The organism is Variovorax sp. J31P207, assembly GCF_030316965.1.
GTDB classification, from domain to species: Bacteria; Pseudomonadota; Gammaproteobacteria; order Burkholderiales; family Burkholderiaceae_C; genus Variovorax; species Variovorax ginsengisoli_B.
Genome location: NZ_JASZYN010000001.1, coordinates 175,976 through 191,141, shown reverse-complemented (window position 1 = coordinate 191,141; position 15,166 = coordinate 175,976). Strand labels below are relative to the sequence as shown.

Sequence of the window (15,166 nt, the reverse complement as noted above, 5' to 3'; positions counted from 1 at the left end):
TCGAAGGAGCGAACCATGCAGAACTTCGACAACCTCATCAACGGCGAATGGCGCGCAGCGGCCAGCTACAGCCCGAACGTCAATCCGAGCAACCTGGGCGACGTGCTGGGCCAGTACGCGCAAGGCGACGCGGCCCAGGTCGACGCCGCGGTGGCGGCCGCCACCGCCGCCTTCCCGGCCTGGTCGACCGGCGGCATCCAGGCGCGCTCCGAGGCGCTGGACAAGATCGGCAACGAGATCCTGGCGCGCAAGGAAGAGCTGGGCACGCTGCTGGCGCGCGAAGAAGGCAAGACCAAGGCCGAAGGCATCGGCGAAGCCACCCGCGCCGGCCAGATCTTCAAGTTCTTCGCCGGCGAATGCCTGCGCCTGTCGGGCGAGGTGCTGCCGTCGGTGCGCCCGGGCATCGGCATCGAGATCACGCGCGAGCCGGTGGGCGTGGTCGGCCTGATCACGCCGTGGAACTTCCCGATCGCCATCCCGGCCTGGAAGATCGCCCCGGCGCTGGCCTTCGGCAACTGCGTGGTGATGAAGCCGGCCGACCTGGTGCCGGGCTGCGCCTGGGCGCTGGCCGAAATCATCAGCCGCTCGGGCATTGCGCCGGGCGTGTTCAACCTGGTGATGGGCCGCGGCAGCGTGATCGGCGATGCGCTGGTCAACCACCCGGGCATCCACGCGATCAGCTTCACCGGCTCGGTCGGCGTGGGCCGCAACATCGCGGTGCAGTGCGCGACGAACCACAAGAAGGTGCAGCTCGAGATGGGCGGCAAGAACCCGCAGGTGGTGCTGGACGACGCCGACCTGAACCAGGCGGTGGAGCTCAGCGTGCAGAGCGCCTTCTATTCGACCGGCCAGCGCTGCACGGCGTCGAGCCGGCTGATCGTGACCGAAGGCATCTATCCGAAGTTCATCGAGGCGATGAAGGCCCGGATGGCGAAGATCAAGGTCGGCGATGCGCTGGCGCAGGGCACCGACATCGGTCCGGTGTCCTCGAAGTCGCAGCTCGACCAGGACCTGGAGTACATCGCGATCGGCCAGGGCGAGGGCGCCACGCTGGCCGCGGGCGGCGAGCGGCTGAAGCTCGAGACCGACGGCTACTACATGTCGCCGGCGCTGTTCAGCGAATCGGCGGCGTCGATGCGCATCAACAAGGAAGAGATCTTCGGTCCGGTGGCGAGCGTGATCCGGGTGAAGAACTACGAAGAAGCGCTGGCCACCGCCAACGACACCGAGTTCGGCCTGTCGGCGGGCATCGCGACCACCTCGCTGAAGCACGCGACGCACTTCAAGCGCCACAGCCAGGCGGGCATGGTGATGGTCAACCTGCCGACCGCGGGGGTGGACTACCACGTGCCCTTCGGCGGGCGCAAGGGGTCGAGCTACGGGCCGCGCGAGCAGGGCAGGTATGCGCAGGAGTTCTTCACGGTGGTGAAGACTGCGTACACCTTGGCCTGACCCTGCGGCCTCACGCTGCTCGATGCCGAGCAGGTCGGCACCGTGGGCGGCCTGACCGATGGCAAGGATGTCATCGGCAAACTGCGCGACAGCCTTAGGAACCGGGCTGAACCGTTTCCGCCGCCCGCACCGGATACAACCGCGGCAGCCACACAAAGGCGATCATTACCAGCACAACGCCCGCCAGCGCCATGGGCAACACCATCGGCCATGCACCATGGCGCATCGTCGGGTCGACAAAGCCCGCCGCCAACTGGCCGGCGCAGAAGGCCACGCACATCATCACGAAGCCCGAAAACGACACGGCCCGCCCGGCCAGCTGCGGCGGCAGGTCACCCACCGCGCCCGCTTGGCCGCAAGGCTGGTGAATGCCATTGCCCAGTGCGTACACCGCGTGCCCTACCAGCAATGGAACGGGCGAGGTCGGCGCCAGCACGCAGCCGGCAATCTGGATGCACGGCCCCAGCAGGCTGAGCGAGGCGCCCAACTGCACCGTGCGCACCGGCCCGCGCCGCGATAGCAAACGCCGGCACCATGTGATGCTGAGGATGTAGACCAGCGAGCCGCCCGCTGGAATCCAGCCGTAGAGCGCAGGCGACAGGCCAAACAGGTCGACGTACACCATCGGCGACAGCAGCAAAAAGCAAAAGATGCCGCCGTAGGTGGTCGCGGTCAGCGCCGTCCAGGCGCGAAAGCTGGGGCTGGCGAACACCTGGCGCATACCGCCAGTGGATACGGATGCGAGGACCGGGGCCGGCCCCGCCGCCATTTGCCGCGTCTCGCCGAAAGTGCGCCAGCACAACGCCAGCAACGCGAGCGAGTAGACGCCCATCGCCGCCAGCACCCAGCGCCAGCCTGCGGTCTGGACTCCCCACGCACCGGCTATCGGCCCCACCAGGGCCGCGATGCCCAAGCCCCTCAGGCCGTGGGCCATGACGTGCGGCCCTTCATGGGCCGGATACAGGTCGCGCACCGCGGCCCGAGCGCACACCAGGATGGACGCCATGGCCGCGCCCTGCACGGCGCGCCAGGCCACCAGAGCGTCCGCGCTGCCCGCCAGCGCGCAGCCGGCCGCCGCTACCGTATAACAGGCCAGCCCCGTCAGCAGCACCGGCCGGCGTCCGAAGCGGTCGGCCAGCGGCCCGCACACGAGCTGGGCGATGCCGAAGGCCAGCACGAACACGGTCAGGCTGCTGCTGGCCGAGCCGAGGTCGCGGGCGATCTCAGGCAGCGCCGGCAGATAACTATCGGTGGCGACCGGCTGCGCGGCCAGTAGCAGCGGCAGCAGCAGAGCGAAGGAGACGGCGCGGCGCGGGCCGTGATCGGAGCAGCTCATCTCAATGGAGCTTGGTCGGCACCGCCAGCGGGTGGCGCAGGTCGATCATCTCGACCAGGAGGGGGCGGAAGAAATCGGGAGTGTCGGCAGACTCGGGCATGCGGGAATCTCCCAGGAATCAGCACCCCGGGCAATCAGATCTGGGAGATTTAGGCGGCGGAAATGTCGCTCGGATCCAGCGTTCATGCGGGAGAGGAAAGATTTGCAGGGGCGACTACTACATGTCGCCGGCGCTGTTCAGCGAGTCGGCCGCGTCGATGCGCATCAACAAGGAAGAGATCTTCGGTCCGGTGGCGAGCGTGATCCGGGTGAAGAACTACGAGGAGGCGCTGGCCACCGCCAACGACACCGAGTTCGGGCTGTCGGCGGGCATCGCGACCACCTCGCTGAAGCACGCGACGCACTTCAAGCGCCACAGCCAGGCCGGGATGGTGATGGTCAACCTGCCGACGGCGGGGGTGGACTACCACGTGCCCTTCGGCGGCCGCAAGGGATCGAGCTACGGGCCGCGCGAGCAGGGCAGGTATGCGCAGGAGTTCTTCACGGTGGTGAAGACGGCCTACACGTTGGCTTGAAGAAAGGTTTGGCAGCGCTTCTCGGGTCGGACGCCGTGCCGGCTCGCCTGGTGTCGAGTCGTTCGTCCGCCCGAGCACCGCACTGAAATCTGCGCTGCCTTCCTGCGCGCCTCCTCTTTGCAAGTGGCGATCCAGACCGTCGCGTCTTTGGAATTTTCCCCCGTCAGCTCCCACTGAACCAAGGTTCAGTTCGCACAATCTTGCGCACGGTTTTCCGGCTGATGGTTGGCGACCTCCTGCATTTCGCGTGCGGCAGTCACGCTTGTCGATACCGAGGGACCGACTTGCCTGACCAGGGCGCAATACAAGCCAACCACGATGCCCGGCATCCTTGCTCCCGGGTTGTGAACATTTGCAGCCCCGCCTTCCAACCAACCGAAGAGGACTCCGCAATGACTACCAAGATCCAGACCGTGCTGCTCACAGGCAAGACCCATACGACGGCCAGCCGCCGTGAAGGTGCCCCACGCGGCGATGAACGCGTCGACATTCAACTCTCGATTCCCGGAAAGGCCGGCAACGAGATCGAGTTCAACGCGATCCAGATGCATCCGACCGCGGAGCAACTGTTCGCCGGCGCCTGGTCGGCCTGCTACACGGGCGCACTCGGCCTCGTGGCCAAGACGAAGAAGGTGACGCTCCCCACCGACATGTCGGTCGACATCGAAGTGGATCTCGGCATGACCGGCGCCGCGTACTTCATCCAGGCTCGAATCGACGTCCGCATGCCGGGCGTTGCGCCCGAGGTGGCCGATGCGATTGCGCGCGCGGCGCACAACGTCTGCCCGTACTCGAAGGCCGTTCACGGCAACATCGACGTCGTCACGAGCGTCGTTTCGACGGACGCCGTGGCGGTGTAAGGCCACCGCGCGGCCCGTTCGCCTTCTCCCGGAGCGCCGAACGGGCCGCCAGCCCGTGCCATCCCTTGCCCAACAGGCAAGCGAAGGCGAAACCACTGACCGAAAGAACTGTAATGACCACACGATCCGAAACCGCGATCCTGGCCGGCGGATGCTTCTGGGGCATGGAGGCACTGCTGAGGCGCCATCCCGGCGTGCTGTCCACGCGCGTGGGCTACACCGGAGGCGACGTGTCCAACGCCACCTACCTCGACCATGGCACCCACGCTGAGGCGCTCGAGCTCGTGTTTGATCCGCGCCAGGTGTCGTTTCGCCAGATCCTGGAATTCTTCTTCCAGATCCATGACCCGACGACGGTGGACCGCCAGGGCAACGATGTCGGCTCCAGCTACCGTTCAGCCATCTTTTATCTCGACGACGCGCAGAAGCAGGTGGCCGAGAACACCGTGGCCGACGTCGACGCATCGGGCCTGTGGCCCGGCGATGTCAGCACCGACATCGTTCCCGCGGGCCCGTTCTGGGAGGCCGAGCCGGAACATCAGAGCTATCTCGAGCGCTATCCGAGCGGATACACGTGCCACTATGTTCGGCCGGATTGGAAACTGCCCAGCCGCTAGCGAGAGCGGCGGTGGTCCCATGACCGAGACGGCACCGTGGTCATTGCCTGCCAACGCGGATTGCGTGGGAGGATCGGGCTCGAACAAGCCCCGGCCGTACAACCTGCAAGCCTGGAGCGCTTCCTGGTGGAACTTCAATCGCTGACGAAACTCGTGCCGGACTCGGATGCCTGCGTCGTGGTCATCGACGACGACACGGAATTTCGCGATTCGCTCGAACGACTGTTGCGGTCGGCGGGGCTGCACGCCCGGGCGTTCGCGTCGATTGCCGAGTTCGTGAGTTCCGAGCCGCCCGACAGCCCTACATGCCTGGTTCTCGACGTGAGGATGCCGGGAAGGAGCGGGCTTGAGTTTCAACGCGATCTTGCCGCCGCGGGTGAAACGCTGCCCATCGTCTTCATCACCGGACACGGAGACATTCCGATGACCGTGCAGGCGATGAAGGCCGGCGCCATCGAGTTTCTGACCAAGCCATTCCGGGATCAGGAACTGCTGGACGCAGTGAACGTGGGGCTCAGTCGAGACCGCGCACGCCGCGAGAACCAGCAATCGCTGGGCGCGCTCAAGGCCCGATTCGAAGAACTGACGCCTCGAGAGCGCGCCATCCTGATCCAGGTCGTGCAGGGCCGCCTGAACAAGCAGATTGCAGGCGACCTGGGCATCACCGAGACCACGGTGAAAGTTCATCGAAGCAACATGATGCACAAGATCGAAGCCGCATCTCTTCCGGAACTCTGCCGGATGGCGGACAAGCTCAACCTGTTGCCGAAGAAGGCCGAGCGCCCCTAGTCCCGCCGGCTGCCTAAACCAAGGCTTAGAGATCCGGGCACGCTTCGGCAGTATTCTTTGCTGGCGCGGTGCTCGGCCTCCTGTCGGTCAGGTTGACGCGACTGCGAATCCACCGGAGGCAGATTTGGTTGAGCCGTCCCTAGTTTCCGTCGTCGATGACGACGAGGCCTTTCGCGACTCGCTGCGAAGACTGCTCAAATCGCACGGCTATGCAGTCGCGGTGTTTCCGTCGGCTGGCGAGTTCCTTGCGTCGTCCCTCCTGCCAGCTACCGCTTGCCTGGTCACTGACGTTCATATGCCGGACATGACGGGTGTCGATCTGTGCGAGTACCTGATCGCGATGGGGCGCGCGATCCCGACGATCCTGATCACGGCCCACGCGGAAGAAGGCGTCCGGCAACGCATGTTGGGCCTGGGCGTCGCATGCTACCTCCACAAGCCGTTGGACGAGGCCGTCTTGATGGATTGTCTTCGCCGTGCCGTCGCCGGCGGCTCCAAGCCGCGAGTTGCACCATGAATGCGCTCGGCCGCGATTCCGGCGATGTCTGCTCAGAAGTGCTGTGGAAAGACGCCGAGCGCGCCTTCTGCAGACTGATCAGCGATGGCGCCGACCGCGACCGACACGCCTTCATGCCTGTGGTTTCCGGCACCGGGCATTCGAATCAAGGACAGATCCTTCGTCTCGCACACGAGTACGAACTCAAGGATCATCTCGACGCGGCATGGGCATTGCGCCCGGTAGAACTGGTGCGTGAGGCCGGACAGACGATGCTGGTCGTCGACTTTGCAGGTGGTGCGCCTCTGGATCGCCTGATGCACCAAGCCATGGAAATCGGCCTGTTCCTGCGAATTTCGACGGCGATGTCGGCCGCACTGGGTCGACTTCATGGACGTGGGCTCATCCACAAGGACCTCAAGCCCGCCCATGTGATCGTGGATTCAACGACCGAGCGCGTCTGGCTCACCGGTTTCGGCATTGCATCGCGCCTGCCGCGCGAAAGGCAGGCGCCCGAACCTCCCGAATTCATCGCGGGAACGCTCGCTTACATGGCGCCCGAGCAGACCGGTCGGGTGAATCGCTCCATCGATTCCCGGAGCGACCTGTACTCGCTCGGAGTCACCTTCTATGAGATGCTGACCGGCCGTCTTCCGTTCACGGCAACCGACCCGATGGAGTGGGTGCATTCCCATATCGCGCGGCAGCCGATCAACCCCAGCGAGCGATTGGCGAGCATTCCGGCCGCGGTCTCCGGCATCGTCATGAAGTTGCTGGCCAAGACCGTCGAGCAGCGCTATCAGTCAGCGGCCGGCGTCGAGCGCGACCTCCGCCGCTGCCTCACGGAATGGAACACGCACGGCCGCATTCATGATTTCGCGCCAGGAGGTCACGACGCGCCAGATCGCCTCATGATCCCCGAGAAACTGTACGGGCGCGAATCGGAGGTCGCCTCTCTGCTCGCGGCCTTCGATCGCACCATCGCCGGCGGCGGGCCCGAACTGGTGCTCGTCTCCGGGTACTCGGGCATCGGCAAATCCGCGGTTGTCAATGAGCTGCAAAAGCCGCTCGTCCCGCCGCGAGGCCTGTTTGCGGCGGGCAAGTTCGACCAGTACAAACGCGACATCCCCTATGCCACGCTCGCGCAGGCCTTTCAGGGGCTGATCCGGCCGCTTCTGGCAAAGGACGAAAAAGAGCTGGGCGGATGGCGCGAAGCGCTTCACGAGGCGCTCGATCCGCACGGACTCCTCATGGTCGAGCTGGTCCCGGAACTCAAGCACATCATCGGGGAACAGCCGCCTGTGCCCGAACTTGCCGCGCAAGATGCGCAAGGGCGCTTTCAGCTGGTCTTGCGGCGCTTCATCGGGGTGTTCGCACGGCCCGAGCATCCGCTCGCACTTTTCCTTGACGATCTGCAATGGCTGGACTCGGCCACCCTCGACCTGATCGAGAACCTGCTGACGTCCTCCGATGTCAAGAACCTTCTGCTGATCGGCGCCTATCGAGACAACGAGGTCAGCGCCACCCACCCCCTGGTGCGCAAGCTGGACGCCATCCGCCAGGCCGGTACTGCGTTGCAGGAAATCGTGCTCGCCCCGCTGGACCGCGACCATTTGACCCACCTGCTTTCGGATTCCTTTCGCTGTGGACCTGAGCGCGTCGCCCCCTTGGCGCAATTGATCCACGAGAAGACGAGTGGCAATCCATTTTTTGCGATCCAGTTCATATCCGGCTTGGCAGACGAGGGTCTGCTGGCCTTCGACTACGAAGAAGGTCGATGGTCGTGGGATCTGGGTCTCATCCATGCGAAGGGCTACACCGACAATGTCGTGGCGCTGATGCTCGGGAAGCTGAACCGCCTGCCGTCGGCAACTCAGAAGACCCTGCATCAGTTTGCCTGCCTGGGAAGCAGCGCCGGGTTCGACGTGCTGCGAATGGCTTGCCAGGAGTCAATCGAGGAACTGCACGATCATTTGTGGGAGGCGGCGCGGGCCGGATTGATATTCCGGTCGAACGACGGCTACCGCTTTCTGCATGACCGTGTGCAAGAGGCGGCCTACCTGCTCGTTCCCCAGGAACTGCGTGCCGCGACGCACCTGCGCCTTGGCACGCTTCTGGCCGAACATACGCCCCCCGAGAAGCGCGAAGAGGCCATCTTCGAAATTGTCAATCAGCTGAACCGCGGCGCCCACCTCATCGATTCGCTCGCGGAGCGCGAGCGCGTCGCCAACCTGAACCTGATCGCGGGCCGGCGCGCCAGGCTCTCGACGGCGTTCGAGTCGGCTCTCAAGTATCTCCATGCCGGCCTCGGCTTGCTGAGCAAGAAGACCTGGGAACGCAACTACGAACTCATGTTTTCCATCGAGTATCTGGTCGCGGAGTGTGAGCTGTTGACTGGGGACCTGCCTGCCGCCGAGATGCGACTCGCGCACCTGGCTCAACGCGCAAGCTGCCGCCACGACCACATCGCGGCCACGCGTTTGAGGATCGCGCTCTACACCACCTGGGACAAGAGCGACCAAGGGCTCGGGGTATTCCTTGACTGGCTCCGCGGCGACGGCACCGTCTGGTCGATTCATCCAACGCGCGAAGATGCGATGCGCGAGTACGAGCGGACGCGGACGCTCCTTGGCAGTCGCCAGATCGAGGATCTGCTGGACCTCCCTCTGATCACGGACTCCGAGGTGCTGGACACCTTCGACGTCTTTCTGGAAGCTGCCCTGCCGTCCTTCTACTTCGACGAGCACCTGGCGTCGCTCGTCGTCTGCCGCCTCGTCGGTCTCAGCCTCGAACACGGAAATTGCGATGCGTCGTGCTTCGGCTACGTCTGGATGGCGTTCTTTTCAGGGCCTCGCTTCGACAACTACGAGGATGGATTCCGCTTCGGCCAGCTGGGATATGACCTGGTCGAGAAACGCGGCCTGGTCCGCTACCAGGCACGGACCTATCTGTGCGTGGGTTCACTGGTCATCCCGTGGACGAAGCATCCAGCAAGCGGGCTCGAGCTGGTGCGCCGAGCGTTCGATGTCGCGTACCGAAACGGCGAGATCGCATTTGCGGGGTATAGCCTGGAACGATCGATCACAATCAGGCTGGCGGTGGGAGATCATCTCGCCGAAGTCCAGAAAGAAGCCGAGGACGGTCTGGCATTCTCGAGCAAAGCCCAGATGGGTCTTGTCCATGCGACTTGCAGCGCGCAGCTCGGGCTGGCACGGACGCTGCGCGGCTTGAACACGCGCTTCGGCCTGCTGGATCACGAGGGGTATAGCGAGCGTGAAGCCGAGCACCGCCTGGCCAGCGAGCCGAATCTGGGGCTTCCCGAGTTTTACTACTGGGTTCGCAAGTTGCAGGCGCGATGTCTTGCGGGCGACCATTCTTCCGCAATTGACGCGGCGCTGAATGCGCAACGGCTGCTCTGGCGCGCGGCGGCCAACTTCGAAGCCGCCGACTTTCATTTCTATGCCGCGCTTGCTCGCGCTGCGGCTTGCGAGTCCGCCGCGCCCGGCCAGAAACAGCTGCATCTCGATGCCTTGGCGGGTCACCACAAGCAGATCGAAGTGTGGTCCGAGCACAACCCTGTCACCTTCGAGAGTCGAGCAGCGCTCGTCGGGGCGGAGATCGCCAGGATCGGCGGCCACGTGCTCGAAGCCCAGGACCTCTACGAGCGCTCCATTCGCTCGGCGCACACCCACGGTTTCGTCAACAACGAAGCGATCGCCAATGAGCGTGCCGGGTGCTTCTACGCGGCGCGCGGCTTCGAGAAGATTGCGATGGCCTACCTGAGGGATGCCCATGACTGCTACCTCCGCTGGGGCGCCGACGGCAAGGCTCGACAGCTCGAGCAGTTGCATCCGCGGTTGCAGGCGGGCAAGGCGATCCCCGAGCCCGGCGCCTCGATTCAGACCACGGTCGAACACCTCGACCTCGCAACTGTGATGAAGGTCTCCGAGGCGCTGTCGGGCGAGATCGTCCTGGAGAAGCTGATCGACACCCTGGTGCGCACGGCCATCGAGCATGCCGGCGCCGAACGGGGTGTGCTGATCCTTGCGCGAGGGGACGATTTTCGGATCGAGGCGGAAGCGACGATCCGCAGCGACAAGGCGCAGGTCGAAATCCGGCGGACCAACGTCACCGCAGCAGACCTGCCGGGTTCGGTCTTCCGCTACACACTGCGTACCAAAGAGAGCGTACTGCTGCACGACGCCTCGGGCGAGAACCCGTTCTCGGCCGACGACTACATCCGGGAGCACCGCGCGCGGTCATTGCTCTGCCTGCCGATACTCAAGCAGACCAGGATGCTTGGGATGCTGTACCTGGAGAACAACCTGACGATCGGCGCTTTTACCCCCGCTCGAATGGCGGTCCTCAAGCTGCTGGCGTCGGAGGCCGCCATCTCGATGGAGAACGCGCGCTTGTACCGCGACCTTGCCGAACGAGAGGCCAGGATTCGACGCCTGGTGGACGCCAACATCATCGGGATCTTCTTCTGGGACCTCAAAGGCAGGATCCTGCAGGCGAACAGGGCTTTTCTTCTCATGCTGGGATACGACGAGGAAGATCTGTCGTCGGGGCGGATCCGCTGGACGGACCTGACGCCGCCAGAGTGGCGCGAGCATGAAGATCAGACCCTGGTCCCGGAGCTGAAGGCGACGGGTCGGGTGCAGCCTTATGAAAAGGAATTCTTCCGGAAGGATGGCGGACGCGTCCCCGTCCTGATCGGCGCCGCAACATTCGAAGAGGACGCGTACCAAGGCGTCGCATTCGTACTCGACTTGACGGAGCGAAAGCGCGCCGCGGACGACATGCGCGAGGTGCAGACGGAATTGGCACACGCGAACCGCTTGGCCACCCTGGGGCAACTTGCCGCATCCATCGCGCATGAAGTCGATCAGCCGATCGGTGCGGCACGCAACAACGCTCACGCGGCATTGCGCTTTCTCGCCAGGGATCCCCCGGAGCTTGCGGAAGTCGCTGAGGCTCTGGAGTGCGTGGTGAGCGACACTTACCGGGCTGGCAGCATCGTCGGGAGAATCCGCGATCAAGTCAGGAAGGCGCCTCCCCGGAGGGAAAGCGTGGACCTGAACGATGCCATCGACAACGTCATCGCACTCGTGCGGGGAGAGCTATCGAAGAATCAGGTCCTGGTAGAGACGCATCTCGCGGAGGGACTGCCGCAGATCCGCGGCGATCGGGTGCAACTGCAGCAGGTGATGCTGAACCTCATCCTCAACGCGATCGACGCAATGGGCGGCGTCGACGCGAATGAGCGGAAGCTCGTCATCTGCACCGAATCGACCCCGTCGGAAGGCCAACAACTCGTCACGGTCGGCGACTCGGGCCCCGGCATCGCGCCGGCCGATCTCGACCGGGTTTTCGACTCCTTCTACACCACCAAGGCCAGCGGACTGGGGATCGGCCTTCCGATCTGCCGCTCCATCATCGATGCCCACGGTGGCCGGCTCTGGGCAGGCGCCGATCAACCGCGCGGCGCAACCTTCAGGTTCACGCTGCCAGTGCTTCCCTGAACCAAGGTTCAGTTCGCCCAACCCTTTGTGCGGGTTCCTGGCACCCTTGTTGAAGACACCCGCGATTTGCGTGCAGCCATCGCGTGCGTCGATACCAGCAGGTCGAAGCGCTCGACCACGGCGCAATACAAGCCAACCGCAGTCCTCGGCATCCTGACTCCCGGGTTGTGAACATTTGCAGTCACACCCGAATGCAGCCAGGGGTTGCCGAGGAGTTCATGATGCAAACGACCGTTTGGCCAGACGTGGACTTTCCGCTCGGCGCGCACATCGTGACGCCTCGCCGCTGGTACACGCACCACGGCATCTACGTCGGAGCAGGCCAGGTTGTCCACTACCAGGGTCTGTCCTCGTCGCTGCGCCGCGGCCGGATCGCGAAGGTCAGCCTCGCGGAGTTCGCCGGTGGCCGCTCGGTTCATGTGCACGATGAGGCTCAAGCCGTGTTCGCCGACTTCGAAGTCGTGGCGCGTGCCTGCTCTCGCCTGGGCGAAGGCGCGTACGACGTACTGCGCAACAACTGCGAGCACTTCTGCTCCTGGTGCGCCGTCGGAGTCGCCCGCAGTTCGCAAGTGGAGCGCCTGCTGTCGAATCCGCGCGCGCTGACCTTCGCCGCTCAACTCCTCACGGCACTCATCAACGGGTGGACGTCCACCCGCGACGCACTGCCATTGCTCAATTGAAGGCGTGCCTTGAACCAAGGTTCAGAGCCTCCAACCATGTACGCATGCAATCGCTTCGCTGGTTGGAGACATCCAGCAATTCGCGTACGGAAGTCGTGCCTGTCGATACCCAAGGCCGGAACCGCACGACCACCGCGCAATACAAACCAATGGCAATGCCCTGCATTCTCACTCCCGGGTTGTGAACATTTGCAGTCACACCCGATTGCAGCCACCGGTTGCCAAGGAGTTTGCATGCATCAGGAACCCGATCTCGGTCGCCGTCTCTTTTGCGGGGCTACAGCGGCAACCGCTGCAAGCACGCTAGGTCTCTTCAGTCTTTCAGAAAGGTCTCAAGCCATGAACCAAGTCACCCAAGCCGGCACGGACGGCGTTGCCATCCGGCCCTTCCACGTCAACTTCCCGGAGTCGGACCTTGCCGAACTGCGCCGGCGAATCAAGGCGACACGCTTCCCGGAACGAGAGCCGGTCTCCGACTTCTCGCAAGGCGTGCCGGACGCCACGATCCGCAAGCTCGCCAGCTACTGGGCCACCGGGTACGACTGGCGAAAGGTCGAATCGAAGTTGAATGCCTACCCGCAGTTCATCACGGAGATCGATGGTCTCGACATCCACTTCATGCACATTCGCTCGAAACACCCGAATGCGCTGCCGCTGCTCGTCTCTCATGGCTGGCCCGGCTCGGTCGTGGAGCAGCTCAAGATCATCGAACCGCTGACGAATCCGACGGCGCATGGCGGTAGTGCGGCGGACGCCTTCGACCTCGTGATCCCGTCCATGCCAGGCTATGGATTCTCCGGCAAGCCCAGCCAGACCGGCTGGGGCCCGGAACGCATTGCGCGTGCATGGGACGTGCTGATGAAGCGCCTCGGCTACAAGCGGTACGGGGCCCAAGGCGGCGACTGGGGCGCGATCGTGGTCGACCAGATGGGCGTGCAGGCGCCCGCGGGCCTGGTGGGCATCCATACCAACATGGCATGCACGGTTCCGCCCGAGGTCGACGCAGCGGCTTTTGGTGGCGCAGCGGCTCCCGCCGGACTCTCGGTGGACGAGAAGAAGGCTTTCGACGAGCTGTCGGCTTTCTACAAGAAGGTCTACTATGCCTTCCTCATGGGGACGCGCCCGCAGACGCTGACCGGGCTGGCTGACTCGCCGGTCTTCCTCGCCAGCTTCATGATCGACCACGATGCGAAGAGCCTCGAACTGATCTCCCGCACTTTCGACGGCAAGCCCGAGGGACTCACGCGGGACGATGTGCTCGACAACATCACGCTCTTCTGGCTGACGAACACCGGCGTATCCGCCGCAAGGCTCTACGGGGAAAACAAGTTGCCCTTTTTCTCGCCGAAGGGCGTCAAGGTGCCGGTGGCGGTCAGCGTGTTCCCCGATGAGCTTTACCCTGCTCCGCGCAGCTGGACCGAGCGTGCGTATCCGAGGCTCGTTCACTACAACCGGGTTGAAAAGGGTGGCCACTTCGCGGCTTGGGAGCAACCGAAGATCTTCTCCGAAGAACTTCGCGCTGGTTTCAGATCGCTGCGCGGCTGAGTAGCTTCCAGAGGGATCCAAGGACAGTGTCCTTGGATCTCGCACCGTCCAAGGAGAAAGAAAATGGAACCGTTTCGCATCAACGTAGCCGACCAGGTCCTCGATGACCTGCGGACTCGCCTCAAGCTCACGCGCTGGGCCGATGACTTCGCCAACGACGACTGGCAGTACGGCACCAACACCGCATACCTCAAGGAGCTCATCGCCTACTGGATCGACGGCTACGACTGGCGAGCGCACGAACGCAAGATCAACTCGTACCCGCAGTTCCGCACCGAGATCGACGGTGTGCCGATCCACTTCATGCACGTGCGTGGGAAGGGTCCCAAGCCAAAACCGCTGATCCTTTCGCATGGCTGGCCCTGGACGTTCTGGGAATACCACAAGGTGATCGGCCCTCTGAGCGACCCCGCCTCCTACGGCGGCGACGCTGCCGATGCCTTCGACCTGGTGATTCCCTCCCTGCCGGGCCACGGCTTCTCCACGCCGCTGCGCAAGACCGGCGTCAACTTCTGGCGCACCTCCGCACTGTGGGTGGAGCTCATGGAGCGACTCGGCCATGCGCGCTTCGCCGCGCACGGCGCCGACTGGGGCGCGTTGATCACGGCCGATCTGGGGCACCGCTATCCCGAGCGCATGATGGGCGTGCACTTCACGATGACGCTTCCGCTGGACCTGTTCACCGGCGGCATGCCGGCGCCCGGGGACTATGACCCCGACGAGGCGCACGTCGCCGCTCGGCTGCAGAACTTCTTCGCGACCGAATCGGCCTATTCGGCGCTGCAAAGCACCAAGCCGCAGACCATCGCGGCAGCGCTCAACGATTCGCCTGCCGGACTGGCCTCCTGGATTGTCGAGAAGCAACGCAGCTGGAGCGATTGCAACGGCAACGTCGAGACCCGCTTCACCAAGGACGACCTGCTGACCACGATCATGATCTACTGGGTCACCCAGAGCTACGGCACCTCGGCGCGCTACTACTACTCGGCCGCCCACGATCCCTGGACCCCGGTCCACGACCGCCTGCCCGTGGTCGAATCGCCAGTCGGCATCTCCGTGTTGCCAGAGGAGGTTTGCAGCGCACCGCGGCGCTGGGCCGAGCGCTACTACAACCTGCGGCAGAAGCGGCTTCACCCGAGCGGCGGCCATTTCGGCGCCTGGGAAGAACCGCAAGCCATCGTCACTGACCTGCGTGATTTCTTCCGTGCGCTGAGCTGACACGGCAGGCCGGCATCAATTTGCCTTGATGGCTGATACCAAGGTATCGACGACACCTTCGTGCAATGGACCG

At 64.3% G+C, this 15,166-nt stretch carries 10 protein-coding genes and 1 pseudogene; 10 read left to right on the top strand and 1 reads right to left on the bottom strand.

The annotated features are described in order from the left end of the window. Positions 1-15 precede the first annotated feature (15 nt). Positions 16-1,452, top strand: a complete 1,437-nt coding sequence (locus tag QTI68_RS00900) for an aldehyde dehydrogenase family protein (protein WP_286519014.1) — start codon at positions 16-18, stop codon at positions 1,450-1,452. 94 nt (positions 1,453-1,546) lie between these two features. On the opposite strand, the gene QTI68_RS00895 is transcribed toward QTI68_RS00900, so the two are convergent. Further along, positions 1,547-2,788 (bottom strand): MFS transporter, encoded by a 1,242-nt coding sequence (locus QTI68_RS00895; RefSeq protein ID WP_286519013.1) that lies wholly within the window; start codon positions 2,786-2,788, stop codon positions 1,547-1,549. A 152-nt stretch (positions 2,789-2,940) separates the two neighbouring features. Between QTI68_RS00895 and QTI68_RS00890 the strand changes: the two are divergent. From QTI68_RS00890 to QTI68_RS00850, 9 genes and pseudogenes are all read left to right on the top strand, one after another. Further along, positions 2,941-3,363: pseudogene (locus tag QTI68_RS00890) on the top strand (aldehyde dehydrogenase family protein); the annotation flags it as partial. Positions 3,364-3,755: 392 nt separating this feature from the next. After that, on the top strand, positions 3,756-4,223 hold the full coding sequence (locus QTI68_RS00885; protein ID WP_286519011.1) for an Ohr family peroxiredoxin: 468 nt from the start codon (positions 3,756-3,758) through the stop codon (positions 4,221-4,223). Between the two features lie 113 nt (positions 4,224-4,336). After that, positions 4,337-4,840: a peptide-methionine (S)-S-oxide reductase MsrA gene (msrA, locus tag QTI68_RS00880; protein WP_286519010.1), complete on the top strand. Its 504-nt coding sequence runs from the start codon at positions 4,337-4,339 to the stop codon at positions 4,838-4,840. A 36-nt stretch (positions 4,841-4,876) separates the two neighbouring features. Next, positions 4,877-5,629 (top strand): response regulator transcription factor, encoded by a 753-nt coding sequence (locus QTI68_RS00875; RefSeq protein WP_353506386.1) that lies wholly within the window; start codon positions 4,877-4,879, stop codon positions 5,627-5,629. 124 nt (positions 5,630-5,753) lie between these two features. Beyond that, positions 5,754-6,146: a response regulator transcription factor gene (locus tag QTI68_RS00870; protein WP_286519008.1), complete on the top strand. Its 393-nt coding sequence runs from the start codon at positions 5,754-5,756 to the stop codon at positions 6,144-6,146. After that, entirely contained in the window at positions 6,143-11,650 is a 5,508-nt protein-coding gene (locus QTI68_RS00865) for a trifunctional serine/threonine-protein kinase/ATP-binding protein/sensor histidine kinase (RefSeq protein WP_286519007.1), read from the top strand. The genes QTI68_RS00870 and QTI68_RS00865 overlap by 4 nt, the downstream gene beginning before the upstream one ends. Before the next feature lie 218 nt (positions 11,651-11,868). Beyond that, positions 11,869-12,330 carry a lecithin retinol acyltransferase family protein gene (locus tag QTI68_RS00860; RefSeq protein ID WP_286519006.1) on the top strand — a complete coding sequence of 154 codons (462 nt, stop codon included), beginning with the start codon at positions 11,869-11,871 and terminating at the stop codon, positions 12,328-12,330. Positions 12,331-12,564: 234 nt separating this feature from the next. Further along, positions 12,565-13,875, top strand: a complete 1,311-nt coding sequence (locus QTI68_RS00855; RefSeq protein ID WP_286519004.1) for an epoxide hydrolase family protein — start codon at positions 12,565-12,567, stop codon at positions 13,873-13,875. Between the two features lie 63 nt (positions 13,876-13,938). Continuing rightward, a complete protein-coding gene (locus tag QTI68_RS00850; RefSeq protein ID WP_286519002.1) occupies positions 13,939-15,093 on the top strand; it encodes an epoxide hydrolase family protein in 1,155 nt (384 codons plus the stop codon). Positions 15,094-15,166 lie beyond the last annotated feature (73 nt).

Excerpts from the sequence above, each read along its gene's own strand:
- QTI68_RS00900 (WP_286519014.1), top strand. The coding sequence starts at position 16 with ATGCAGAACTTCGACAACCTCATCAACGGCGAATGGCGCGCAGCGGCC.
- QTI68_RS00865 (WP_286519007.1), top strand. The coding sequence starts at position 6,143 with ATGAATGCGCTCGGCCGCGATTCCGGCGATGTCTGCTCAGAAGTGCTG.
- QTI68_RS00855 (WP_286519004.1), top strand. The coding sequence starts at position 12,565 with ATGCATCAGGAACCCGATCTCGGTCGCCGTCTCTTTTGCGGGGCTACA.
- msrA (WP_286519010.1), top strand. The coding sequence starts at position 4,337 with ATGACCACACGATCCGAAACCGCGATCCTGGCCGGCGGATGCTTCTGG.
- QTI68_RS00895 (WP_286519013.1), bottom strand. The coding sequence starts at position 2,788 with ATGAGCTGCTCCGATCACGGCCCGCGCCGCGCCGTCTCCTTCGCTCTG.
- QTI68_RS00885 (WP_286519011.1), top strand. The coding sequence starts at position 3,756 with ATGACTACCAAGATCCAGACCGTGCTGCTCACAGGCAAGACCCATACG.
- QTI68_RS00860 (WP_286519006.1), top strand. The coding sequence starts at position 11,869 with ATGATGCAAACGACCGTTTGGCCAGACGTGGACTTTCCGCTCGGCGCG.
- QTI68_RS00850 (WP_286519002.1), top strand. The coding sequence starts at position 13,939 with ATGGAACCGTTTCGCATCAACGTAGCCGACCAGGTCCTCGATGACCTG.